This is a genomic window from Pseudomonas sp. S1(2024), from assembly GCF_046557535.1.
Genome location: NZ_JBKGFP010000102.1, coordinates 23,755 through 48,150 on the forward strand (window position 1 = coordinate 23,755; position 24,396 = coordinate 48,150).

Consider the following 24,396-nt stretch of genomic DNA (forward strand, 5'->3'; position numbering starts at 1 on the left):
TGTGTGGATTTACCCGCGAAAGGGCCTGCTCAGCCACCGCCCGCATCCCTCCAGAAACGCCGCTGTCGGCGCACACTCTCGACCTCCCCCAGCCTCCCCAGCACCAACCGCAACGCCCCCTGCTCCGCTGTGTCATGCATCACCACCCCATGCCGCCGATAACGTTCGACCACCTGCGAGTGCGGGTGCCCGAAGCTGTTGTTGCGCCCGCGCGAAATCAGTACCCCGCGCGGCGCCGTGGCGCGGATGAAGGCCTCGCTGGACGAACTGCGGCTGCCATGGTGCGGCGACTGCAGCCAGTCGATCCGCGGCGCTTCTGTGGCCGCCAGCCAGGCCCGTTCGGCACCGGCTTCCATATCTCCCGCCAGCAACAACCGCTCACCCTGCGCCTCGACCAGCAACGCACAGGAGCGGTCATTGCTGCTCTGTCCATCAGCCCAGCGCCACAGCGAAAAGCGCACGCCATCCCACGTCCATTGCTCGCCACTGGCACAAGGTTGCAGTTGCATGTCATCCAGCACTTCGCCGCCGATCACCCGTTCGACCGGCAGGCCACGTATGATTGCGCCAGCACCACCGGCGTGGTCGGCATGGGCGTGGCTGACCAGCATCAGGTCCAGGCTGCCCACCCCCAGCTTGCGCAAGGTCGGCAACACCACCCGCTCGCCCAGGTCGCTCTCGCCCCTGGCCGGCCCGGCGTCGTACAGCAGGTTGTGATGCCGAGTGCGCAACAGCACCGCCAGCCCCTGGCCGACGTCCAGCTGCCAGACCTCGACCTGGCCGAACGGCACCGTCTCCCGGGGTACCCACAGCGCCAGCAGCATTACACCACCCAACCCGCGCAGTGGTACGCCAAGGGGCATCAAAACCAGCAGCGCGCCCAGGCACACCAGCAGCCAGGCCCACAACGGCAGGGCTGGTGGCAGCCACGCCGGCTGCTGCGCCGCCAGCGCCAGCAGCCGGAAAAGCACATCAAGCAAACCACCCGCCAGCCAGAGCAGCGCCTCCCCTACCCCGCCCAACGGCAGCAGCAAAGTGCCCAGCAACGCCAATGGCAGCACTGCCAAGCTGACCCACGGCACCGCAACAAGGTTGGCCAGCGGCGCACTCAAGCTCACCGGCAAGCCCGTAGCCAGCAGTACCGGCAGCAAGCCGATCGCAATCACCCATTGCGCCCGCGTCCAGGCCTGCCAGGGCCGCCAGCTGCCCAGGCGGGCACTGAAGCAATAGACAAGCGTGGCCACGGCTGCGAACGACAGCCAGAACCCGGGCAGCAGCGCGGCCAACGGTTCCAGCAACAGTACGGCAACCAGCGCCAGCAACAACGGCAAGGTCGCACCCAGTTGGCGAAAACGCAGGCGCCAGAGCAACACCACGGCCAGCATCAGGCAGGCACGCTGCACCGGTACACCGCCACCAGCCAACCAACCGTAGGCCAGTGCCGCAGCCATGGCCAAGCCACACGCCCAGGGCAGCCACGGCAGACGAGCGGGCCACAGCCCCCAACGCGCCAGCCCGGCAACCAGACCATACAGCAAGCCGGCAACCAGGCCGATGTGCTGGCCAGAGATCACCAGCAAGTGCACCGTGCCGGTGGCCTGCAACGTTTGCCAGTCCTCCCGGGCCAGGCCCGCCCCGTCGCCAAGCACCAGCGCCACCATCGCTGCCTGCCGGCCATTGGCCTCGACTGCCAGCAGGCGCTGGCGCAGCGTGTCGCGCCAGCCGCCGGCAACCGGCGCCAGCAACTGCCCGGCCTTGACCGTACCGGTCGCACCGACCCGCCGCGCCAGCAATTGCGCCTCACGGTCCGGCCCATGCGGGTTGAGCAGCCCCGCCGGGCGCTGCAAGGTCACCGCCAGCCGCCACTGCTCGCCCGCGCGCAGCGGCGGGCCGTCGAACCAGCTCAGTTGCAGGCGCTGCGGCAGCTCTGCCCGCCGCGAGCGGGCCGAGTTTAGCTCGAAGCGCACACCCTGCGCAGTCCGGGTCGGCAGGCCGACCACCCGACCCTCAAGCCACAAGGTGCGGCCATCCAGCCCGGTTGCCAGGCGGTCATCCAGCGCCTGCTGCGCAGACCAGCAGGCCCAACACAGGCCCAACAGAAAACAGCCCAGTGGCCACAGCCGGGTAAACAGGCCGATGCCACCGGCTACAGCCAGCAGCACCAGCCATCCGACCGATGGCAATGCGGGGAGAAAGCCCAGGCACAACAGCCCGAGCGCGAGCGCAAACATCCCTGTGCGCATGAAGTAGAGCTCCAGAAGCGAAATCACCTTCTGAGGCATAGCCCAATTGCCGGCAGCGCTTGCTCAACAATTGTCACAAACTCTAAACGAGGCTGAGCGGGAATCAGGGCATACTGCCCGGATCAACGCTCCGGGAGCCTACATGCCGCGCCGACTTTTCAAACGCTACATGCCGGACCCGACCAGTATTCGGGAACACAAGTCCTTACGCTTTTTCGGCAAGTTGCTGCATGACCCGAACCTCTGGCACCTGAACCGCCATTCGGTGGCGAGGGCCATGGGCGTTGGCCTGTTCGCGGCGCTGATCCCGATGCCGGCGCAGATGCTGCTGGCTGCCGCGCTGGCCATTCCGCTGCGCGGCAACCTGCCGATCGCGGTCAGCCTGGTATGGCTGACCAACCCGCTGACCATGCCACCGGTATTCTTCGTCACTTACATGACCGGTGCCTGGCTGATGCAGGTACCGCCGCGCACCCTGCCCGACGAACTGACTTTCCAGTGGATCACCGACCAGTTGTCGACGCTGTGGCAACCCTTCCTGCTCGGCTCGGTAGTGTGCGGTGTGGTGCTGGGCATCCTTGGCTACTTCACCACCATGCTCTACTGGCGCTGGTGGGTGGGCCGGCAGTGGCGTCTGCGCCAATGCCGGTGCAAGGCTTCAGGCACGCATGCCGCGGCCGCTGACCAGCAGGCGAACGCACACCAGGTAGAGCACCGCGGTGGCGACCAGCATGAAGGTAATCGCCGTACCAATGCTGATATCCGACACCCCTAGAATGCCGTAGCGGAACGAGTTGACCATGTGCAGCACCGGGTTGGCCAACGACACGGTCTGCCAGAATGGCGGCAGCAGGTTGATCGAGTAGAACACCCCGCCCAGGTAGGTCAGCGGCGTCAGCACGAAGGTCGGGATGATCGAGATGTCGTCGAAATTGCGCGCGAACACCGCGTTGACGAAGCCCAGCAGCGAGAAGATGGTGGCGGTCAGCAGCACCACGACCACAGTCACACCCAGGTGGTGCACCTGCAGGTGGGTGAAGAACAGCGACAGGAAGGTCACGATCACGCCCACCGCCAGGCCGCGCAGCACGCCACCCAGCACGTAACCGACGAGGATCGTGTGTGGCGAAACCGGCGACACCATCAACTCTTCGATGGAGCGCTGGAACTTGCTGCCGAAGAAGCTCGACACCACGTTGCCGTAGGAGTTGGTGATCACCGACATCATGATCAGCCCCGGCACGATGTACTCCATGTAGGTGAAGCCACCCATGTCGCCGATCTGCCGGCCGATCAGGTTACCGAAGATGACGAAGTACAGGACCATGGTGATCGCTGGCGGCAGCAGGGTCTGCGGCCAGATACGCAGGAAGCGCCGCACCTCGCGGTAGACGATGGTATTCAGGGCGACCCAGTTGGTGCGCAGTTCCACACTCATACGGCCACCTTCGACAGGTTTTTTTCCACCAGGGACACGAACAGCTCCTCGAGTCGGTTGGTCTTGTTGCGCAGGCTCTGTACCTCGATGTTCTGCAGCGCCAGCTGGCCGAACAGCGCAGTGATGCCGATGTCCTTGTCCACCTGCACTTCCAGGGTGTGCGGGGTCAGCAGCCGGCACGGGTAGCCCTGCAGCACCGGTGCAGTGGCCAGGTCCTGCCTGAGGTCGAGGACGAAGGTTTCGACATGCAGCTTGCCCAGCAACTGGCGCATGCTGGTGTTCTCGACGATGGTGCCGTGGTCGATGATGCCGATGTTACGGCACAGCTGCTCGGCCTCTTCCAGGTAGTGGGTGGTGAGGATGATGGTGATGCCCTTCTGGTTCAGCTCGGTGAGGAAGCTCCACATCGAACGGCGCAGTTCGATGTCCACACCGGCGGTGGGCTCGTCGAGAATCAGCAGGCGCGGCTCGTGGATCAGCGCGCGGGCAATCATCAGGCGGCGCTTCATGCCCCCCGACAGCGAACGCGACTGCACGTCACGCTTGTCCCACAGGCCGAGCTGGGTCAGGTACTGCTCGGCTCGCTCCTTGGCCACCTTGGGCGGGATGCCGTAGTAACCGGCCTGGGTCACGACGATGTCGAAGGTTTTCTCGAACTGGTTGAAGTTGAACTCCTGCGGCACCACGCCCAGGCAGCGTTTGAGCGCCGACGGCTCGCGGTCCAGGTCGTGGCCGAACACGTTGACCGTGCCGCTGGTCTTGTTGACCAGCGTGGAGAGGATGCCGATGGTGGTGGACTTGCCCGCGCCGTTGGGGCCGAGCAAGGCGAAGAAGTCGCCTTCGGCAACATCCAGATCGATGCCCTTGAGGGCCTGGAAGCCGTTGCCGTAGGTCTTGGTCAGCTGTCGGATGGACAGGGCGGAACTCATAGCGGGTCACTTACCGAGAAAAAGGTGCAGGACACGCCAGGTAAAGGCACTGGCGCAGTGAGTGCGGCCAATGGTGCTTGGCCTGGCCGCACAAGTACAGTCATGTGTATTGATAATGACTATCGAAGTAGCCGTGGTGTTCGATCAGGTCAGCGCAGTCATTACCGCTGCCTGGTACGCAGGGCGGGCCTTGAGGCGCTCGTACCAGGCCTCCAGGTGACGCATGGCCGGGCGCTCGATGGGCATTTCGAACCAGGCATAGATGAAGCTGCCCAGTGGGATGTCGCCCATGCCGATCTGGTCACCGGAAAGGTACGGCTGTTTGGCAAGGGCCTCGTCGGCAATGGCCAGCAGCTGGGCGCATTGCTTGTGCGCAGCGTTGATCGCCACCCAGTCGCGCTGGTCTTCCGGGGTGCGCAACAGGCCCCAGAACAGTGGGCGGAACGGCGTGGCGAAGGACGAGGTGGTCCAGTCCATCCACTTGTCCGCCAGGGCGCGCTGACGCGGGTCGTCCAGGTACCAGCCCTGCTCCGCACCGTACTCGGCGCACAGGTAGCGGACGATGGTATTGGACTCCCACAGGGTCAGGTCGCCGTCTTCCAGCATCGGCACCAGGCCGTTGGGGTTGCGGGCACGGTAGTGCGGCTCGTTGACCACGCCGAAGGCGCCGCCGGCGTCGATCGACTCGAAATCCAGGCCCAGTTCGTGGGCGATCCATAGCGCCTTGCGCACATTGCTCGAATTCTTGCGGCCCCAGATCTTCAGCATGGCAACGTCCTTATGAATGCGGAGGTGGTGCAGTCTACTCCAGACTTTCGTCGCCTGTACCGGCCTCTTCGCGGGTAAACCCGCTACAGGGTTCTGCGCCAGACCTGAGAGTGATGCAGTACCTGTGGGAGCGGGTTCACCCGCGAAGAGGCCGGTACAGGCAAACACCGGACTGAAACTCCCGCCGCCATACCCTGTCACTGTTCTGACCCGGCCATTCTCAGCGTTGCGTCTAAGCTGTCTGGGACGGCTTACCCCCCCTGGTTCCAAGGAGGACCGATTATGTTGCTGTTGTGGTTGGTAGTGCTGGTGATCGGCGCGGCGTACCTCACGCACCGGCGCCTGGCGCCCTTGCAGATTCTTGGCATCATGGCGGCTTATGTACTGCTGATGGGCATTTTCAGCAGTGCTCCCGGCTGGCTGCTGACCCTGATCTGGATAGTGCTGGCCCTGAAAGTCGCCCTGGTGGCGCTGCCGGAATGGCGCCGCAAGGTATTCACAGGCCCCGTGTTCAAGTGGTTCCAGCGCACCCTGCCGCCGATGTCGCAAACCGAACGCGAGGCGATCGACGCCGGCACCGTATGGTGGGACGGCGAACTGTTCAGCGGCCGTCCAGATTGGCGCACCCTGCTCGCCTACCCGGCTCCGCAGCTGACCGAAGAAGAACAGGCCTTCATCGACGGCCCGACGGAACAACTGTGCGCCATGGTCAGCGACTGGCAGATCGGCCAGGACATGGACCTGCCGGCCGAAGCCTGGGCACATATCAAGCAGAATGGCTTCTTCGCCCTGATCATCCCCAAGGAATATGGCGGCAAGGGCTTTTCAGCCTACGCCCACTCCCAGGTGGCGATGAAACTGGCCACCCGCAGCGGCGACCTGGCTTCTACCGTGATGGTGCCCAACTCGCTCGGCCCGGCCGAGCTGCTGCTGCATTACGGCACCGACGAACAACGCAACCATTACCTGCCACGCCTGGCGCGTGGCGATGAAATCCCCTGCTTCGCCCTCACCGGCCCGCTGGCCGGCTCCGACGCAGGCGCCATGCCTGACACCGGCGTGGTCTGCAAGGGGCAATGGAACGGCGAAGAGGTCATCGGCCTGCGCCTGAACTGGGAAAAGCGCTATATCACCCTCGGGCCCGTCGCCACCCTGCTGGGCCTGGCGTTCAAGGCCTACGACCCGGACCACCTGCTCGGCGAGCAGGAAGATCTGGGTATCAGCCTGGCGCTGATCCCTACCGACACGCCCGGCGTCGAAATCGGCAAACGCCACCTGCCACTGGGCGCCGCGTTCATGAACGGCCCCAACAGCGGCAAGGACGTATTCGTGCCGCTGGATTTCCTCATCGGTGGCCAGGCCATGCTCGGCAAGGGCTGGATGATGCTGATGAACTGCCTGTCGGTAGGCCGCTCCATCTCCCTGCCGGCCGTAGGCACTGGCGCTGCCAAATACACCAGCCTGGTCACAGGCCAATATGCCAATATCCGCGAACAGTTCAATGTTCCTTTGGCCGCCTTTGAAGGCATCCAGGAGTCGCTGGCACGCATCGGCGGCAATGCCTGGCTGATGGACAGCGCGCGGCTGCTGACCGCCAAGGCCGTGGACCTGGGCGAAAAACCTTCGGTGCTGTCGGCGATCCTCAAGTACCACCTCACCGAGCGTGGCCGCGAGTGCATCCAGCACGCCATGGATGTGCATGGCGGCAAGGGCATCATCATGGGCCCGAACAACTACCTGGGGCGCAACTGGCAAGGCGCGCCGATCTTCATCACCGTCGAAGGCGCCAACATTCTTTCGCGCAACCTGATGATCTTCGGCCAGGGCGCCATCCGCTGCCATCCGTTCGTGCTCAAGGAAATGGCTTTGGCCGGGCGCGAGGACCGTGACCAGGCGTTGAGGGAATTCGATGACCTGCTGATGAAACACATCATGTTCGCCGCCGGCAATGCGGCCAGCACACTGATACTCAGCCTGGGGCTGGGGCGACTGGAAACCGTGCCCGGCGATACCCTGAGCCAAAGCTACTTCCGTGCACTCAACCGCCAGGCAGCGGCCTTCGCCCTGCTGGCTGACCTGTCGATGATGCTGCTGGGCGGTGCGCTGAAACGCCGCGAACGGCTGAGCGCAAGGCTGGGGGATGTGCTGAGTTACCTGTACCTGGCCAGCGCTGCGCTCAAGCGTTATCACGACCTGGGCTCACCGGAACACATGCAACCCTTGCTGCGCTGGGCGATGGAAGAAAGCCTGGGCCAGGCAGAAACAGCCCTGGATCGGTTGCTCGACAACTTCCCCAACCGCTTTGTCGGCTGTGCGTTGCGCGTGCTGGTGTTCCCCTTCGGCCGCCGCCACACCGGCCCAAGCGATGAACTGGATGCCGAAGTAGCGGCGTTGATCGGTCGCAGCAAGGGCGACCCAGCCCTGGAGGAACTGCTTGCAGGTTGCTTCCGCCCGCAGGCCGATGGCGACCCGGTAGCTGCACTACAGCGGGCCGCCGACTTGCTGGATGGGGTGGCCCCACTGCACAAGGCACTGCACCAGGCTATCAAGGAAGGCAAGATTCAGCCTGCAACGGGGCAGTCGATAATCGATGCGGCAGTGGAAAGCGGTGCGCTACAGCCTGGTGAGGGGCAACGACTGCAGGAGGCAGAGCACGCCCGCCGGGCGGTGATCGATGTGGATGCCTTCGACAAGACACAGTTGCTACCCGAACCAGGCAAGGTACGCTGAGCCAGGGGGCCGTTTTGCGGCCCCTTCTGTAACCCGCGTATACTCCGCCCCCGTTTCAACCTACCCGAGGACCGCCCCATGGCCAATCCCCACCTGGAATACCACCTGCAACTGCTTAACCACCTGCGTACCATCCTGGTGGCCCTGGGTGACGCCGAGCAGGTACCGGAGGAAAGCCACGCCCTGTTCCTCGAGCGCTTCGACGAACTGCTGAGCCTGCTGCCGCAGAATCCGCTGGAAAGCCAATATCTGGGCCAGGACCTGATCTGCCAGGTGATCCAGCGCTACCCGCAAATCACGCACCTGGTTCCACGCGACCTGCTGTGGTTCTTCGGTGGAGACTGCCTGCACTACATGCCTGACGAGGAGCTGGACCTGTACCAGCGCCTTGAAGAGCGCCGCTACGAAGCGGAGCAGAACGACGAGCCGTTCGACTGGCACCAGGAAAAGCAACTGCTCTCGTTACCAGGCGACTCTGCCAGCCACTGACCACCTAAACAGTCGCGCCTGATCGAGGCGCGACTTGACGCTGTAGCCAACCGCAATCCCCCGCGCTCATGTTGATTCGCCTTACAGACGCTCGGTGCCGGCCTGCTTAACCTGCATGCGGCCCTGCAATTGCTGACCAGCGCTGACCAGGACTCAAAAACTGACCAACGGGTATTTCCAATGAAAAAGACCTTGACCGCCCTCGGCTTGGCCGTGGCCGCCAGTACGGCCCATGCCTTGCCAGACACCGACACCATCCTCTTCACCGGCAAAGTCAACGGCAACACCTGCTCCATCGAGATTGTCGACCCTTATAACGGTGCGACACTGAACCCAATCGTGTTGCCTGAGGCTGAAGCTTCCAAGCTCTCGGGCGCCATTGACAAAGAGTCGACTCCTGTGGGCTTTGGCATTAGCATCACTGCCGGAACCGGTTGCGACCCGACCGGCAAGAAAGGTGTCGTATCCTTCGCTGGCAAAGACGGCCCAGCAGGCACGGGCGACGCTCTGCATGCACTGCACCCTGGCAGCGCCGCTGGCGTAGCTCTGGCAATCAAGGACAACACCCGCACAATCATCCCCTGGGGAGCCGAATCCGAGGAATATGACCTGAACGCCACCGGCGAAAGCACCATGCTGTTCTACGCCAACCTGCGCTCGACCGCAGCCGTTGTCACCGCCGGGCCAGTCAACGCCACGATTCCTTTCGTGTTCGACCTGAAATAGCCCCCTGGCCGCGCCGAGCGCGGCGCGGCCCCTACTTCACAACGCTCTGTGCAAATAATGTCTAACACTGGATACCAACGCCTTCGACGCGCCCTGCTCCCTCTGTGCCTGGCCCTTTCACTGCCAGCCGCCGAAGCCGCGCTGACCATCAACGCCACCCGGGTGATTCACGCCAGCGACGCTCGCAGCTCTTCGGTCGTGGTCGCCAACCCGACCAACAGGCCTTTCGCCGTGCAGACGTGGGTCAATACCCAGGCGGACGATACACTCACCGCCGTACCGTTGGTGCCAACCCCGGTGCTGTTCCGCCTGGACCCGGGCAAAGACCAGCTGGTGCAGATCAACCGTCTGCCCAACGACCTTCCGCAAGACCGTGAGTCGCTGTTCTTCTTCAATGTCCAGGAAATTCCGCAGCAGGAAACGTCTGGCCAGAACCAGTTGAACGTCGCCATGCGTACCCGCATCAAGCTGTTCTATCGCCCCACCCAACTCAAGGGCTTGCCGCAGGATAACGTCAAGCAACTGAACTGGTTTCTGCAGCAACGCGATGACGCCCTGTATCTGGTGGTCGACAACCCGACACCATTTCACTTCACTTTCGACCAACTGGAAGTCAGTGGTGCCGGGCAATCGGAAAAACCCAGCGCCATGGCCATGGCACTTCCTTTCGCCCAACAGTCCTACCGCCTGACGAAAATCCGCAGGCTGCAAGGGCTACAGGTAACTTTCAATACCCTCAACGACTATGGGGCCTCTACTGCCGTCATCCAGCAGCCACTGACTCTCAAGGCTGCAAGGTGATATGTAGCGGCTCGAAATTCGGCAAGTCCGGCCAGGTTTGGCCGGCGTCGAAACTGACCCTCACCTCTACCGAGAATTGCTGCCCCAGCTGCAAACTGCCCAAAAATGTCAGCAGCACCGTTACCTCACCGTTTGCACCGATCCCAGAGGTCACCTCTGCGTCGGTGATCGCATGATCCTGCATGACTGGCAGAGTGCTACCGGCTCCCTCAGCGGATACCCCAGTGACATCGATGCGAACCCTCTGGTCCAGACCGATCAGTTTCCAGGGCGCCAGGGTAATCGCAGGATCCCGTGTCTGCTCCTTCAATGAGAAGATATTACCTTTGGTACCCGATAGCTTTGGGATAGTCATCATGTTGCGTGGAAACGGCTTTACCATGACTTGCCTGACCGCCGATACCCAGGGGCCGTCGCTTGCGTCTACCGTGTAACGCAGCGGTACTGTCTTGCCGCTCATGGCGACTACATGACGCTCGCCAACGCAGTAGCGACGCCCCCCCTCCACACCCGGCAGCAACTGCTCACCGAAAAATCCAGGAGCCCATTCCACCGAGAACGGCTCGCCCGGATGAATGACAGCCGAATCGGGTATCCGTATTTCCAGTGGCTCATACATGTCGCTCAATTGCAGGACCACCTGCTCCTGACTGCCAGCCGCCAGCGGCACTTCAGGCCAGGGCAATACACGAGGTACAGGTTTGGCATCGACGGTGACGGCCTTGGGCACAGACGTCATGCTGGTGTTTCCCGCACGATCACGCAGCAGATACTGCGCATAGCGGCCACCATCACCGCGCTCCCGGATCATCTTGCCGTCATATTCAATGAGCACCGGCTGGCCGGCATCCGCAGCGGTCAAGGTGCGTTCGCCTACCTGGGTGTTGTCCAGCGGCTCGTCATCCCAGTAGTAGACGATCGTGTCGCCCGGCATGAATCCCTGATAGTCCGGCACGCTCGCCCGCAACACTTCGCCATGGTCCTTGAGAAACTTGTCAGTTACCGGCTGTGAGCCCAGGTCAGGGAATTCAAGCCGTCCTCTGTCTCCTCCCAGAATCGGTGCAGTGCGATCGATGGTCAAGGTCAAAGCTCTGGATTCAGTGTTGTATCCGTTATAGCCCCGAACGCGATAGGTAACCAGGAACTCACCTTCCTTGAGCAAGTAGTCGGCCGGCACATCAATGAACAACTCGGCAGGATCGATCTCGGCGTACCAGGTCTTGTCACCAATAAAATCGCCATTCCAGAAAAGAGAGAGAGTTTCCCGGTTACCACCCGGCCCAGGATTGGAAATCGGCCACATTGGAACCTCGACCCGCAAGGGAAGGCCCAGTGTTGCAACCGGCAACAACCCAGGCGCGCCATCCGGGATGTCCTCCAGCGCCGTTGGTGTCGAAGGAGGTTCGAGTAAATTAACGCCGCGTGACGAATCCATAGGCATGATGCCTTCCTCCAAAACCCAAAACGCCAAGGGCGAGCACTCGCTCGCCCTTGGCCAACGTTACCAGCGATAGCTCACGCCGATATTCGCACCCCACGGTTGCTCGATCCGCTCACCATTGCTGTAATCGAAATCGGCATGCATTTGCAGGCGCTCGTCCAGCGCCACCGCTATTCCGACCCCCAGTTCACCACGCGAACCGGCCAGGTCATTGTCGAAACGATGGTCATTGACCTTCACCTGATTATCGCTCACGAACTCATGGGCATACGCGACGCGAACATAGGGCTGGGCGAAACGCCCCTCACCCAGGACGAACGTGCGCCCCAGGGTGGCACCGGCCTTGCCCAGCAGCGATCGGGTGTCGTCACCTTGTGCCTTGAGACCATTGTCCAGGCTGTAGTCCTTGCCCGCGATGCTCACTGCCGACCACTGTGTATATGGCTCGACGAAGTAACCGTCGCCCAAGGCGATATGACGGCCGAACTCTACAGACCCACCGACACCCAGGTTGTCGTAGCTGCCCTTGGCACGTTCGCCATCGCTCAGAGTCACCTTTGAATCGTTGTCGAAGCGGTTGAGTTTGACCACGCCATCGAAGTAATAGCCGCTACCTGCATCGAGCCAAGTGGCATACAGGCCGAAGTAGTAGCTTTTGACTTCGGCAGAACCGCCACGGGTCAGGTTGAGATCGGACGAACTGTGCCCGGCCATGACACCCGCCAACCACTGCCCGTCGCCCCAAGGCAACGGCGTGTCCGCCCCCAGGGAAAACCCTTGTTGCGTCTGCTTGTAACCTGCCTGCTCGCCGACGTTGTACTGGTTGCCATAAGCTCTGGCCCAGGCCCCTGCCTTGCGCTCGTCCAGTCGCAATTCACCCATGCGCCCACGCAAGCTGGTCAACTCACCGTACCAGACCGTCGGCGCAGTATTGAACAACGCCAGCACCGATGCAGTGCCAGGGCTGATGACCTTGCTCGAGCCATCAAGGAACCAATCGTTGCCACGCTGCGCCAAGGCATAGGAAAACGCACCCAGGTCCACCGGACCGTTGAGCAACGAAAACGAAGCATCGCCACTCCCGATGTGAACCAGGTGCAATGAATTCGGCGCGGTCGGCTCGGCGCCGCTGCTACCGACCAGCAAGCTATGATTACCGCTGGCATTCCCGGTCACTTCCAGGAAGTCGGTCTGCCCGTTGGCGAAATTGGCGTCCATGATGAGCGTGCCGCTCCCCGACAAACTACCCAGGGTCAAACGCTGGTACTGATTGGCTTCACCGAAGCGTACCTCCCCGCCGTTCATCTGCAGGTTGTCGACCTGACTGTCCTCGACCATGGTCCAACGCCCCTGATTGGCCAGCGTCAGGCTTGCCACATTTTCCAGGCGGCCGGTCAGACTGGCATGGTTATCCAGGCTCACATTCGCGGTCGAGCCTTCTTCGGCACGTACATCCCCTACCAGTTGAGCGTTGTCGACGCTCAGGTTCGCAGTGGAGTTGCCCACCACCTCCAGCAGGGTGCCATTGCTGCCCTTGAGGGTCGAACCCGCTCCGACCAGGATATTGGCACTCGCTGGCCCCAGGAAGGCATCGCCTACGACGATGGCAGAACCGTCCAGCCCTTCGACATGAGACCCGACCAGGCTTACATTGGCCGCATCGGCAAAATCTGGGTCGCCCAGAATCTCCAGACCGATGCGTGCCCCACTGATTGTGCTGCCGCTGGCAATCAGGCTGGCGTTACCGAACAATTGCGCCGCCCCCGAGTTGCCATTGCTGACCAGCGAACTGTTTTCCAGCACCAGTGCAGAGCCGGCACTCAGTGACGCCCCCCCCTGTCCCCCTTCAATATGGCTGTCACTGACTGTCACCGTTGAGCCCACCACCCCTTGACGAGCAAGGCTCAACCCGAACAGGTCGGCGCGTATGGAACTGTTACCGCTGATAGTCCCGTTTGCCGAAATGAGCGTCACGCCTTCCAATGTTCCCCCATCAACCGTGGTGCCTTGCAAGTTCAACTCACTGCCTGCGTTTGCCCTGATGCGCTGGGTGGTGGCGCCAGTGGCATTCAATTGCCCCCCGGCTCTGACCAGGTAACTGTCGGGTGCGGTCGAAGCATCGATGTTCAACTTGCCATCGACAATGGTTTGCGCCCAAACCGGAGCCGCCCAAAGCAGCAGCAAGGATGCTCTGAGGCTGCGGGTTACCACATTCAAACCGAAACACTTAATAGACTTCATAAGAAAGCTCGCCTGTAAGAAATGCGTCGAAGACTTACAAAGCTACAAAGAAAAACCGCCACGATATGTAGGAAAAGCCGACAAATGCCGAATGGACGGCCTTTCCTCACATCCTCAGGGTCTCAATGGGCAGGAGCCCGCAGCGTCGTGCACGGCAACAACCTGCTCTTCGATGTCCGATTCATAGGTACGCCCTGCCAACTCAAACTCGTAGTGGACCCGTCCTCGCCCATCATTGTCGGTAGGAGGATTGAAGATGGGCAGAATATGTTGTGCATAAGGCTGGACACGCCAGACGAAACCATTGATGTTGGTCGCTGTGAGGTCGATTGTTTCGTCCAAATCCACACCAGGCACTGGTGTTTCGCCAACAAATCCTTGAACGGCAGTCCATTTCAGCGTCACCTTGTCACCCACTTGGAGCCCATACTGCGCCAGATCCGGTACCTGGACACGGATCGCAGGGTCAAGCGGGTTATCTGGATCACCGTCATCGTAAAGCGCATCGCAGGTCAGCCAGCCGATAGGGTCACTGGTATTGCCGCCCAGGAACTTTGGTTGCTCCGGATGGATGCCGATGGCAGTCACGTCTACATCGACGGTATCGGACCATACAACGTTCGGGTTGCCCGGTCGCCTGACCTTGTAGTGGACTGGAACGATATCGTTGCCCCTCGCAGCAATGGCCGCCCATGGCACCGCGAATTCCAGCTCATCACCGATATCCTCTTTTGCCAATGGATAGTCCAATGTGTCGAGATGGGTGTCGTCCCAGTAGAACGTGAGTACATCGCCCTCCTGCAACGAAGCATCAATTTGCAGAAATAACTGTGCATCCTCGAACTCATCATCAGGACGCAATGCGTTCTCGGTGTTGGAGCTCTTGCCGTAAACAGCAGGAAGCGGCAACCGCGGGTTCACCGGCTTCGGCCACTCCGGATCTGGATCAGGGCCAGGGCCGACTGGGCCAACCCGCTCGAGATTGACCATGACATCGATGTCCCGACCACCTTGCGGCACGGTGCCCCTGCGCACTTCGTACGCCACCTTCACCGCAACCGCGCCCGTGCTGCCGGCGCCGTAGCTGCCCCAAACGACGGTCGGTGTTATCCGAAAATCCATCGGAAAGGCGTTGAGGCTACCCACTTCGCGCCACTCGGACGTATCGCTACCCCAAATCACCCGCACCTCGTCGGTAGGCTTGGCGTTGGCGAAGGCCAGCACTTGCACGACGATGCCGTCGAAGACATCCTGCTGGTCGATCACACCATCATCGGCAGCCGCCACGAGGGGGGCTTGCAAACTGTCAGGCGGGGGGCCGATGGCCACCCCCACAGCTCGAGGAGCCGAAAGCCGGCTGAGATTACCCGCCTTGTCCTTCAGCACGTACAGCGCGTATACACCGCCATCTCCCAACTCTCGGATGGTTTCGGCAGGCACGGCGATATCCTGCGGCAATGCACCCACGTCGACGGCCCCATCGGGGTCGACGACTTCACCTTCACCCGGTACTTTGTTGAGCCAGAACCAGAACACTTTGTCGCCGTCGGCCCGATCCGGATAAGCGGGCAATGAAAGTTTTACTGTTGTAATAGTCGCATCAGTAATATCGGCAATCACCGGAAATGCATCGGGCGTCGCTTTATCGTACGGGGGTTTCCGGTCAAATCTTAATGTCAGTTTATCCGATCCCGTTGTGGAACCTGTGTACTGTTTTACCTCGTAACTAAAACTGTGATCGCCATCCGCCCACTGCGCCAACTGCAAACGATCAAACGGGATCGGAAGCGGGAAACGGCCGGCATCATCAATATCAAACTGCTCTTCCAGAAGCGTCTTGCCAGTTTGGTCATGTGTAACCGTCAGAAGGTCATACCTGCCAACCGGCGCCATTACTGGCCAATTAGGAATAGTAATCTGGAGCACTTTGCCGTCATCTTCCAAATACTCAACCTTGACCGTATTGTCCTTGGGGTCCGCGATCAACTCCGGGGCAACTCCCGGGGCATTCAACGCTTGAGGCTGAGCATGACGAATGCGAATCGGGTGTAGTGTCGGCTGCCCCTTTTCCACTAAAAACCGCTTACCAACTGACTGACTCATTCCGAGATCTCCCGTTAATCGGCGCAGGTATGTTTCAGCTACCCAGACACTTGACCAGTGTCAGCAGCCCGAAACTTCGAATACAACTTCAGCTCCTTCCTGACTGAAGCCTGTACTCAATCACCCCGCATCACAACTGGCATTTTTATCAGGTACCTGAAACCCATCCGTCCTTCACAGGCAAAAAAAAGGCCCATGCAAGCACGGGCCTTTTCATTCACGATTGAATCACTCGACTCTAGCTATCCTGACTGGCCAAACGATCCACTGGGTCATAGCCATAATGACTTGTTTGCTCGGGAACATCGCCGTTTGCAGGCACGATCACTTCGATCAGACGGTTCAAACCGTCATAGGTCAGATTACGCCCGGCATCATCCTTGGTCATGCACCCATTATGGTCATACTCAAGCGTTACATTACCACTCGAGTAATCAGGGTGATTATTACTGATACTGGTCAACTGTGCCGGATCCTGTGGATTCTCGAATCGGTAGGATGCCTTGTTGCTGCCACCAGGAAACACCGTTTCAACCAGGATGATATTGTCGATTTCGTCCAGGCGGAACTTCTGCTCACGGATGACCTTGCCAAATGGATCAACTGGTGAAAGTTCACCTTCACTGGTATAACGCTCCAACCGCGCGCGATCATCGTAGTCATAAGTCTCCTTGCGCAGTAAGTGCTCACCCTCGTGCAGCGTTCGCAAGATCAAGGCATCACGTACATCGTAATCCTGCGCCAGGCTTTGCACCGCGTTGTTCATGGTGAACGTGCGCAATACTTCTCGATCGAACTCATCGTAGCTCAACGTCGTGATCAGGAACTGCCCCCCTTCTCGGGTAGCAATCTTGATTTGTCGGCCAAGCGTGTCATAGGTAAAGCGTGCCTCTACGCCCCCTAACGTTGTCAGTTCCAACTGGCCTGCGGCGTTGTAGTCATAGCGCTGAATCGCACCGAGCACATCGGTGTAAGTCAATGCACGTTCACGCAGGCTCATCTGGTAATACATGGTGTAATCGTTACGCACTTCAGACTTGACCGCCCCCGTGCTGAAGTAGGTGCGTTTGAGCAGTTCACCTTGCTCCACGGCAGTGGTCAGGTGCGCGTCCTTCGGATCGTATTCATACGTGGCTTCGAAGTTCTGTGCAGCCACCTTGGTTGTCGGGTCGACGACCTTGCGGCTGATAGGCTCCTCATTCAATTGAGGGTTGTACTCGTAGTAAATGCTCTCACCCGCTGGCGTGATCACCCTGTCTGGATTGCGCTGGCCGGGCAGGTAGAACATCTGTCGCCTGCGCCCACCGGTAATCGACACGACCATGCGATCCAGGCCATCGAACACTTGTTCACCGAGCACCTTGTCACCGACCCTGATAAGCACCGGCAAATCTTCACCGCTGTGCGAGGCATAGTCGCGGTGAACCACGCTACCGTCTGCCAAGGTTTCATCCACCAGCCGATCAAACACATCGTAGACAAAACGTTTGTCGGCCCTGCGAGCATCTATCTCTTGCGTCAGGCGCCCGAGGCCATCGTAGTGGTTCTGCTGCACACTGTAGGACTTGGCGGGCACGCCCGGCCTGTCGATGGTAAAGCGCTCCACCCGCACAGGCGTTTCGAACCGGTTGAGCCAACTGACGGTCTTGCCGGTTCGACCGGCGCCATCGGGAAGCAGCAGTTCACCCGTGCTGGCATCACGCAGCTCGCCATCCTCCGATTCGCGCCAGCTGGTCTGTACCGGGCCATCCTTCCACTGATCGCTGCCCTGCGGGTCGGTCTGCTCGAAATGCCTGACGTTGTCGGGGCCGATCTGGCAATACTGCTGGCCCCAATCATCGTAGAGGTAGCGCGTCATATAGGCGGTTTCCGCCGCGGTCGCCACAACCGGCTTGCCAACCTGTTGCGCGGCCCGGGCATCGACCTTTTCAGGTTCATAGTCCAGCCAATCGTATTCGGTTTCCTCGGCAAGGTTGCCGAAGCCGTCGTAGGTCATCTTGTAACTGGCACGCAATGCCTCGGCACGCAAGGTATCGGGGTTGTCCGCATCCTGACGTTCCTGCGCCACCGCGCGGTTCAGGCCATCGACCCAGGTGCGGGTGACCACTCCCTTGACATTCTCACTGGTCTCCTCGGCCTGCTGACCGGTCAAGGTAACCAAGCTGTAACTGTAACGACGCGAAGCCCTGAATTCGGGGTGGTTGGGTGTGACAATCTCCTCGATCACCCGCCGCAACGAATCGTAGACATACGCAATCTCCACATCGTTGTCGTCACGGTTGAGCACTGGCAGGTTGGTCAACACATCCTGACGCAGGGTAGTGCGCTTCTGAGCATGATGGGGGCTACCGTACGCCTGCTCCGAACCATGGTCGAAACCGGTATGGGTCTGCACCGTCTGCAGCACATTGGCGCCGATTGCCTCCGACATCTCGTACGTGTAGGCATTCTTCGTGGCTTTATTGTCGAGTGTGGTGACCTGGGATCGGATACGGCCATATTCCAGCCCGACGCGGTGCATCCGGTAGTACGTATAATCCGTCGAACTGTAGGGTTGGCCGATCTGGTCGCTTTCACTGGCAAGTTTCAGCAGGGTCTCATTCTTGACCAGTAGCGCACCCGCCCGATCATGGGCGCCCACCTTGGCAGCCACGCGCTCATAGGTAAGGCGAGTGCAGCGGATAGGCGCCACCGGTTGCCCCGGCGCGCCGGCGCCAGGTATCACGACCGTGTCGCGCACGTTGCGCACAAAGTCATGAGGATCCGGTGGGCAGTCGGTACCCGCCCCCTCCTTGGGGTAATACGCGTAGCGGGTGCGCACACCGTTGGCCAGCAGTTCGTCGAGCAGGTTGCCGTAATCATCGTATAGGGTCGTGTCACACTCCTCCCGTGCCCAGCCGCTGCCTTCTTTCCAGCGGCGCGTCACGACATGGGGCATCTGGAAGAACTTCGGCTGATGCTTGAAGGACAAGCCAGGTTGCTCGTGGTACTGCGTGACCACTTCGTGCACGTGCTCGTTCTGCGCGTTGACCTGGCGGGTCATGAGGTGGAAACGGTTGTAGTATTGAGTAACCGTTTTCAATACTTGATCTGGCGCATCCTTCGGCTTGTCGGCGTGCAGATAGTGGGTAATCTGCGTGGAATACTCGAAGTCCGACCCCGTGAACTGGTAGAGGTTGTCAAAGCCATTGTCAACCCAACTGACGCCAGAGGCCCCCCGTCCCAGGAAGTTGTTGTCCGAGTACGCGTAGGTAGTCAGCATGGCTGGCTGCCCGGCACCAGGTTCGATGAGATGACGAACCACCCTGGGTAATGCCGGATGCGCATCCCCTGGGAAGCGATGGCCAATATTATCACCGAACTCGTAATCGATGGTTTCAGTGCCGCCCACCGGGTTTTCCACCTTGCTCAAAACGGCCAGGTTGCGCTCGCCTTCGTATTTCAAGTGGCGGTATTTCAGGCGCCAACTGCCCTTGTTCGCATAGGGATCATCATGGTCAAAGGGTAATTGCACCGATTGGGGCAGGCGCAGTGCCGGTGAACCTTCGATACTCAGGTTAATGGTATAAGTTGCCAACGCGCGGCCTTGACTGCCGGACTCTGGATGCAGATCGATAATTACTTCACCACTGCTGTAGGTCAGCTCCAGCAACTTGAGCCCCGTGCCATCTACAATGCTGGTCAGGCAGGGAATGTCATTGTAACTGTCGTTGTACGCCAAGGTGATCCAGTGCCCCAGAGGGCCTTCGACGCGTACTGGTAGTGCAACCTTGTTTTCGCTGCCCTTGAGTTCAAGAAATTCCACCAGGCCGGACTTGTGTACCACCCGCCAGTGGGCCCCATGCGTGTCTTCGTGCATGTGGAAGGATTCCACCGTGCGCTCGTCAATCCCCAGCCCGGTGCCATCGCCGAGGTCGGAGCCTGTGATCTTGTAACGCTCTCCGGTGTGCAATTCGAGCATGTTGCTGGCAGGCGAGTACTGCGTAAGGTTCAAACTCCAGCCATGACCAAAGCCTGCATCCTGGCTGCTCATCGGGTTGAACCCCAGGCGCAGTGGCAGCGATGGCCCCATGAGATAATTGCCTATCAACTCCGGCAAGGCGATGAACAGGGCGTACTGCGCGGTACGCGGGTCGACACTGTTCTGCATGAAACTCATGAAATTGAACGCATTGGAATGCAGCCAGTTTTTACTGGTCATAGCCACTGTCCCCCTTTGTGCCAATGTTTATTGCCAGAAGGTTGCGGTTGTCCAACAACGTACGGCTCAGGAAGTCGATTCGCACTTCATGAAGGTTGCCTTCTTCATCGAACAGTTGTGCCTGGAGCGGCTTGTCCAAGGCGGAACGGTACATCTTCTGGATGCTGCCGTCGGCCATCTTGTCGTGCCAGTACGGCATGTCAGGCACGCGATGCAGGCAGACCATGAGAACACCTCTGTTGGGTACCTGATTGTCCACAAAGTCGGTTCTCAGTCCTTCGTACTTCAACTCCTCAGCCATTGCCTCGAGGCGACCGTCGATCGTCAGTTGCGTCGGTGCGGGTCCTCGCAATGGATGGAAGGCATAAGACAGATAGCTGAAGTAGGTTTCCTTGACTTGCTCGCTTTCCCAACGAACAGCGGATGCCGCATTCAGCTTGCATTTCAGGAAAGGCACCGGGACACCCAGGTGGTGACACGACAAAGTCCAGTAGTCGATGGTTTCGTCGCTGAAGCTGAATTCATCCGAGCTACCAGCCGGAGGGGCGGGATGGTTGAACACTCGGCGACGCTCGAAGGTGTAGTCCGATTGCGGAAAGGTGGGGGCAGCGAGGCTATCCAACTTGCAGGTGCCGTCCTTGCCGCGGGAGTCCCATTCACCGCCGCCGTCCTTGGTGAACTTGGCGTAGAACTCCGGGTGGCCGGCCTGGGTGCTTTGGAAGTAGAACTGCTTGCGCCTGGTCGCGCCCTCTCCGCGAACTTCAGCGCGCTCGGTCGGGGCTCCGCGGGACTTGAACGGGTTTTCAGCCAGGTTGACATACCAGGGCGCAACGCCTGGCCCAGGAAGAACCCCATCGGCATCGGCATCCACGAACGGCAGTTGCGCGTTGCCTATGTTGTCATAGAACCTCAGCGTCGACATCTCGGTCGGGCTCAACGGGATTTCCAGTTCGCCCACTTTATCGGTCTCGATAGTGACCAGCACTTCTATCTGTTGCATGCCGTTGGCCAGACATTCTCGCGAGCCTCGAACCTCCAGCGAGAAACGAAGCAAGCTGCGCCAGACCGGCGGTGCCGTCGACAGCTCGGCCAGTTCGACCACTGCATAACCGCTGGGGTCTCCGCCAACTTCTGCCATTACCACAGCTGCAATCGATGAACGCTTGGACGGCGGGGTGTAGAGCCCGTCCGGGGTGATGTCACCCTCCCCGAACACTACCCAGCGAGTAGCCACAGTCGGGTCAGGCAAGCTCAAGGACTGGCCACTTTCCAAGGTTACCTGCTGTTTGGCCAGGTCGAACTGGATGGGTTTTGCGGCATCGATCTGGGGCACATAATCTGGCTTCAGTGTAAGCGTCCCGGTGAAGGCATAGATGACCACCAGCGCTTCGGCTTTTTCCCCGTTGCTGGCAGTTGCCTGAATGCGTTGCATCAGCACTTCCGGGATATTCTGTTCAGGCGGGAATGGTTGGAACGTTGCCAACCCACCCCCCAGGTTGTTCAGTTCACCAAGCTTGTCCTCACCCTCCGCTATCGTGAAGGTTGCCGATTTATCCGAGCTGAAAAGCGTGATAGCCCGCTCGCCCTCCGACCAGGTGACCACCCGCGGTGAAACTTCCAGGGCCTTGACCGACTCGACGATCAGGGCATTGCGCACTTGTGTGCCCTGTTGTGCCTGGAAGTGGTTGGAAACCACCATCACCTGCTGCGCCTGCCTGAAGGTTTCGGGTTTTGAAGAGTAATTCCCGGCTTGGGTAATATCCGCGGCGCCTGTGGAAAACTGCATGAGCTCGGCCCCCCACAGCTGCTGGTCGGCTTTGATCGCCGCCCCCCCGCTCAAGCTGAACTGGCGCTGCTGACCAACCTGCATCTGCGAGCGCAGCGGCTCGACATTGTAGGTATCGGGGGTGGGGCCGATGCTGCCGAACAGCACCCGGTCCAAAGGGTCATGCTGCTCCAGAACGCCCACTGCCTGTGCGTTGGGCATACGCAATTGATCCAGCATGCCTGCCTGATAGTTCTTGAACAGGCCTTTGAGGTCCTGGTTCAACAACACGGTGGTATTGAACTTTGGCGCCCCATCGACGCCGGCATCATCCGGAATCAGGTAGGGGAAGGTGGCCGGGTCCGCCGGAAGTGTGCCGTTCCGCGCTCCGACCGTGAGCCGGCAAAACAGCACCAGCGCCCCCTCTCCAGCATGTGGCGAATCTTTCAGCAGGCCTTCCGGATGGGGCTGGGTGCGCACGGTGAAGTCCATAGGAGACATCGGCCCGAAATCACTGAAGTCCAGTGTCACGGCAACCGTGGTCTGTCGATACGAGGGATGCGCCATGATTTGCCTGGTCATGCGATCACCAATGATCTGAGCTGCCTGTTCGGTCAACCCAAGGTTGCAGCTCGGCCTATCGCCCGTCGCCAGGTCAAGCGTCAAACGGCCCTGGTTGCTCACCCCGGTCGCCTTGACTTGCAACATGGTTGTCATCTTCAGCTCATACCCCATGTACTCATGCAGGTTCATGCTGTAGTTCAGACGCGGCGGCCGACCAGTGAAATGCAGCTTGGAAACGACGCTACCGGTAAGGATGGGCAGCGTGACCGTTGCCTTGGCATTGCTCATGTAGGAGTTTTCAAACGACAGACGCGGTGGCCCAAGCACCACATTGGAAAGTGTGAGGAATTCGGTCTGGGTTTCATCCAGTGCGAAGGTATCGTCAAAGGGCATGATGAAACGTTGGTCGTCGAACGTGGCGAGAAACTGTTGCTCCAGCATGTGATTGATTTGCGCACCATTGATCGCCACGATCGCGCCCCAATCATGCATCACATCACCTTGGCGCAAGCGTTCGAGCAGTGCGTCTTTGGAATAAATGCTCATTTCAGATCCTCATTCAGCATATCGAGGTAGCGTTCAACACCAACGAACGGGATTGGCAGTATCGTCAGGACCCATTTGTAGTCAGAATCGTGTTCCTCGATTGCCACGATGACCGCGTAGGTTTCGTCAGCGGAGGGATCTGGCGTGTACAAGCCATCAACCAGCGTTCCAGCGCCCTTGACCTTGAACCAGTGCGTCTTTTCAGGGGGCACGATTTGATCACCCAGGGATTTATGTTCCTTCCAATGCTCCAACTGGATGCCGTCGCCTGACTGCTTGAACTCGAACCAGTTGGTGACGTTCTTCTTGAGCAATAGCACTTCGACTTCCTGCTTGCTCCCATTGGAGCCTTCTGCAATCACCTGTTCGATATGCAGGTATTGGGATAGCTCTTCTTCAGGTGTCCATGCTGCGGACTTGCGATATTCCAACCATTGCGCCGGAACGGGTTCCGGCCCCGGAGCAATGCCCGCTCGTGCAGCAGGAGTTACGTAAAGTTTGGAATACAGTGCGTCTGGGTCTGCTTCCGGGTCCTCCTCAAGATGGCCCAGTGCGCCGTCTGACATACGGATGGTAATCTTTTCGTCGGGATCCAAAGGTGAGGCACGGACCTTGTATTTATATGAACCATATTTGGCCGACATTACGATCGGATCCAGGCCAATTGTCCGGCTTACGATGCCAACCAATGCCCGACTCACTGCACTACCCGATTTTGCAGTCGCAGTGACGATCACCCGCTTATGGTTGTCGGGAAGCTCTGCTCGAGGGGGAGCGGTATACTCCCCTGTGGTTGCGATGATTGTACCGGGATTACCAGTTTCATTTGGAAGATTGGCGACCGACCAGGTAACCGGAACATCTGCACCGGTAATCTTGAAGAAACACTTGCCGTTTTCTTTCACTATGGTTTCGACAGGGTCGACCTGGAAGGACGTCAGTTCCGGGCTCAATTGTCCGAGGATGGCCACCGGGCCGGGCACTTCAATGCTATCCGTGCGAAACACCTGGTCGCCTTCAAACAGCAGGTTGTGCAGAAGGAAAAGGTTGATTTGCGGGTCCAGATCACCAAAGCCTTTCACCAACTCCGGCATGCGGATTTCGTCCAGTTCCTTTTTATAGCCCACAGACTCAAGCACTGTTTGCGCAAACTGGTTGGCTTGTCAAGCCGATAGTCGATGACACGCTCAATCGTGGTAGCCGTAGAGTCACCGTCGAAAGTCACAGGTGGAAGCCACGACTTCCCGCTGAACCGTTTGATATACTCCTGCCTGAAAATTACGTTCGTCTTGGCCCTGTCATAAACGAGAATTGCATCCCAGTTAAAATCTTCGAGTTCGCTCGCCATGAGCTCAAGATATGCCTCCTTCGACAAACGCTCGCCAGGCACAGCTTCAGTATTCTTCTTCAT

The 24,396-nt window shown here is 59.7% G+C and carries 15 protein-coding genes and 1 pseudogene; 5 read left to right on the forward strand and 11 right to left on the reverse strand.

The genetic code is table 11. From position 1 onward, the window contains the following. Positions 1-29 precede the first annotated feature (29 nt). The gene (locus ACLCGK_RS27825) at positions 30-2,243 is read right to left on the reverse strand and encodes a DNA internalization-related competence protein ComEC/Rec2 (protein ID WP_410953359.1); all 2,214 of its coding nucleotides are present in this window, start codon (positions 2,241-2,243) and stop codon (positions 30-32) included. 142 nt (positions 2,244-2,385) lie between these two features. On the opposite strand from ACLCGK_RS27825, the pseudogene ACLCGK_RS27830 reads away from it, so the two are divergent. After that, positions 2,386-2,892, forward strand: a pseudogene (locus tag ACLCGK_RS27830) (DUF2062 domain-containing protein); the annotation flags it as partial. 9 nt (positions 2,893-2,901) lie between these two features. Here the strand turns inward: ACLCGK_RS27830 and ACLCGK_RS27835 are convergent. From ACLCGK_RS27835 to ACLCGK_RS27845, 3 genes are all read right to left on the reverse strand, one after another. After that, positions 2,902-3,681 carry an ABC transporter permease gene (locus tag ACLCGK_RS27835; RefSeq protein ID WP_003260104.1) on the reverse strand — a complete coding sequence of 260 codons (780 nt, stop codon included), beginning with the start codon at positions 3,679-3,681 and terminating at the stop codon, positions 2,902-2,904. Then, a complete protein-coding gene (locus ACLCGK_RS27840; protein WP_013971560.1) occupies positions 3,678-4,610 on the reverse strand; it encodes an ABC transporter ATP-binding protein in 933 nt (310 codons plus the stop codon). The genes ACLCGK_RS27835 and ACLCGK_RS27840 overlap by 4 nt, the downstream gene beginning before the upstream one ends. Before the next feature lie 144 nt (positions 4,611-4,754). Next, positions 4,755-5,378: a glutathione S-transferase gene (locus ACLCGK_RS27845; RefSeq protein ID WP_024086519.1), complete on the reverse strand. Its 624-nt coding sequence runs from the start codon at positions 5,376-5,378 to the stop codon at positions 4,755-4,757. Positions 5,379-5,660: 282 nt separating this feature from the next. Between ACLCGK_RS27845 and ACLCGK_RS27850 the strand changes: the two genes are divergently transcribed. The 4 genes from ACLCGK_RS27850 (at position 5,661) to ACLCGK_RS27865 (ending at position 10,124) form a co-directional block, all read left to right on the forward strand. Further along, the gene (locus tag ACLCGK_RS27850; RefSeq protein ID WP_410953360.1) at positions 5,661-8,108 is read left to right on the forward strand and encodes an acyl-CoA dehydrogenase; all 2,448 of its coding nucleotides are present in this window, start codon (positions 5,661-5,663) and stop codon (positions 8,106-8,108) included. A 78-nt stretch (positions 8,109-8,186) separates the two neighbouring features. Next, positions 8,187-8,597, forward strand: a complete 411-nt coding sequence (locus tag ACLCGK_RS27855) for a PA2817 family protein (protein WP_410953361.1) — start codon at positions 8,187-8,189, stop codon at positions 8,595-8,597. A 180-nt stretch (positions 8,598-8,777) separates the two neighbouring features. Continuing rightward, a complete protein-coding gene (locus ACLCGK_RS27860) occupies positions 8,778-9,323 on the forward strand; it encodes a fimbrial protein (protein ID WP_410953362.1) in 546 nt (181 codons plus the stop codon). Positions 9,324-9,380: 57 nt separating this feature from the next. Beyond that, positions 9,381-10,124: a molecular chaperone gene (locus ACLCGK_RS27865; RefSeq protein WP_410953363.1), complete on the forward strand. Its 744-nt coding sequence runs from the start codon at positions 9,381-9,383 to the stop codon at positions 10,122-10,124. Here the strand turns inward: ACLCGK_RS27865 and ACLCGK_RS27870 are convergent. The 7 genes from ACLCGK_RS27870 to ACLCGK_RS27900 all read right to left on the reverse strand — a co-directional run bounded on the left by ACLCGK_RS27870 (position 10,108) and on the right by ACLCGK_RS27900 (position 24,396). After that, entirely contained in the window at positions 10,108-11,565 is a 1,458-nt protein-coding gene (locus tag ACLCGK_RS27870; RefSeq protein ID WP_410953364.1) for a hypothetical protein, read from the reverse strand. The two genes, ACLCGK_RS27865 and ACLCGK_RS27870, sit on opposite strands and share 17 nt — an antisense overlap. 60 nt (positions 11,566-11,625) lie before the next feature. Next, positions 11,626-13,806, reverse strand: coding sequence for an autotransporter outer membrane beta-barrel domain-containing protein (locus tag ACLCGK_RS27875; protein WP_410953365.1), 2,181 nt, complete (start codon positions 13,804-13,806; stop codon positions 11,626-11,628). A gap of 114 nt (positions 13,807-13,920) precedes the next feature. After that, positions 13,921-15,909, reverse strand: a complete 1,989-nt coding sequence (locus tag ACLCGK_RS27880; protein WP_410953366.1) for a hypothetical protein — start codon at positions 15,907-15,909, stop codon at positions 13,921-13,923. A 238-nt stretch (positions 15,910-16,147) separates the two neighbouring features. Continuing rightward, positions 16,148-20,110 carry an RHS repeat domain-containing protein gene (locus ACLCGK_RS27885; protein WP_410953367.1) on the reverse strand — a complete coding sequence of 1,321 codons (3,963 nt, stop codon included), beginning with the start codon at positions 20,108-20,110 and terminating at the stop codon, positions 16,148-16,150. After that, positions 20,100-22,985 carry a hypothetical protein gene (locus tag ACLCGK_RS27890; protein WP_410953368.1) on the reverse strand — a complete coding sequence of 962 codons (2,886 nt, stop codon included), beginning with the start codon at positions 22,983-22,985 and terminating at the stop codon, positions 20,100-20,102. The genes ACLCGK_RS27885 and ACLCGK_RS27890 overlap by 11 nt, the downstream gene beginning before the upstream one ends. Then, complete coding sequence (locus ACLCGK_RS27895; protein WP_410953369.1) at positions 22,982-24,079, reverse strand: hypothetical protein; 1,098 nt, start codon at positions 24,077-24,079, stop codon at positions 22,982-22,984. Before ACLCGK_RS27895 ends, ACLCGK_RS27890 begins: the two co-directional genes overlap by 4 nt. Next, the gene (locus ACLCGK_RS27900) at positions 24,064-24,396 is read right to left on the reverse strand and encodes a hypothetical protein (RefSeq protein ID WP_410953370.1); all 333 of its coding nucleotides are present in this window, start codon (positions 24,394-24,396) and stop codon (positions 24,064-24,066) included. Before ACLCGK_RS27900 ends, ACLCGK_RS27895 begins: the two co-directional genes overlap by 16 nt.

Excerpts from the sequence above, each read along its gene's own strand:
- ACLCGK_RS27880 (WP_410953366.1), bottom strand. The coding sequence starts at position 15,909 with ATGAGTCAGTCAGTTGGTAAGCGGTTTTTAGTGGAAAAGGGGCAGCCG.
- ACLCGK_RS27865 (WP_410953363.1), top strand. The coding sequence starts at position 9,381 with ATGTCTAACACTGGATACCAACGCCTTCGACGCGCCCTGCTCCCTCTG.
- ACLCGK_RS27835 (WP_003260104.1), bottom strand. The coding sequence starts at position 3,681 with ATGAGTGTGGAACTGCGCACCAACTGGGTCGCCCTGAATACCATCGTC.
- ACLCGK_RS27850 (WP_410953360.1), top strand. The coding sequence starts at position 5,661 with ATGTTGCTGTTGTGGTTGGTAGTGCTGGTGATCGGCGCGGCGTACCTC.
- ACLCGK_RS27875 (WP_410953365.1), bottom strand. The coding sequence starts at position 13,806 with ATGAAGTCTATTAAGTGTTTCGGTTTGAATGTGGTAACCCGCAGCCTC.
- ACLCGK_RS27840 (WP_013971560.1), bottom strand. The coding sequence starts at position 4,610 with ATGAGTTCCGCCCTGTCCATCCGACAGCTGACCAAGACCTACGGCAAC.
- ACLCGK_RS27885 (WP_410953367.1), bottom strand. The coding sequence starts at position 20,110 with ATGACCAGTAAAAACTGGCTGCATTCCAATGCGTTCAATTTCATGAGT.
- ACLCGK_RS27860 (WP_410953362.1), top strand. The coding sequence starts at position 8,778 with ATGAAAAAGACCTTGACCGCCCTCGGCTTGGCCGTGGCCGCCAGTACG.
- ACLCGK_RS27845 (WP_024086519.1), bottom strand. The coding sequence starts at position 5,378 with ATGCTGAAGATCTGGGGCCGCAAGAATTCGAGCAATGTGCGCAAGGCG.
- ACLCGK_RS27900 (WP_410953370.1), bottom strand. The coding sequence starts at position 24,396 with ATGAAGAAGAATACTGAAGCTGTGCCTGGCGAGCGTTTGTCGAAGGAG.
- ACLCGK_RS27890 (WP_410953368.1), bottom strand. The coding sequence starts at position 22,985 with ATGAGCATTTATTCCAAAGACGCACTGCTCGAACGCTTGCGCCAAGGT.
- ACLCGK_RS27855 (WP_410953361.1), top strand. The coding sequence starts at position 8,187 with ATGGCCAATCCCCACCTGGAATACCACCTGCAACTGCTTAACCACCTG.
- ACLCGK_RS27825 (WP_410953359.1), bottom strand. The coding sequence starts at position 2,243 with ATGCGCACAGGGATGTTTGCGCTCGCGCTCGGGCTGTTGTGCCTGGGC.
- ACLCGK_RS27895 (WP_410953369.1), bottom strand. The coding sequence starts at position 24,079 with ATGCCGGAGTTGGTGAAAGGCTTTGGTGATCTGGACCCGCAAATCAAC.
- ACLCGK_RS27870 (WP_410953364.1), bottom strand. The coding sequence starts at position 11,565 with ATGCCTATGGATTCGTCACGCGGCGTTAATTTACTCGAACCTCCTTCG.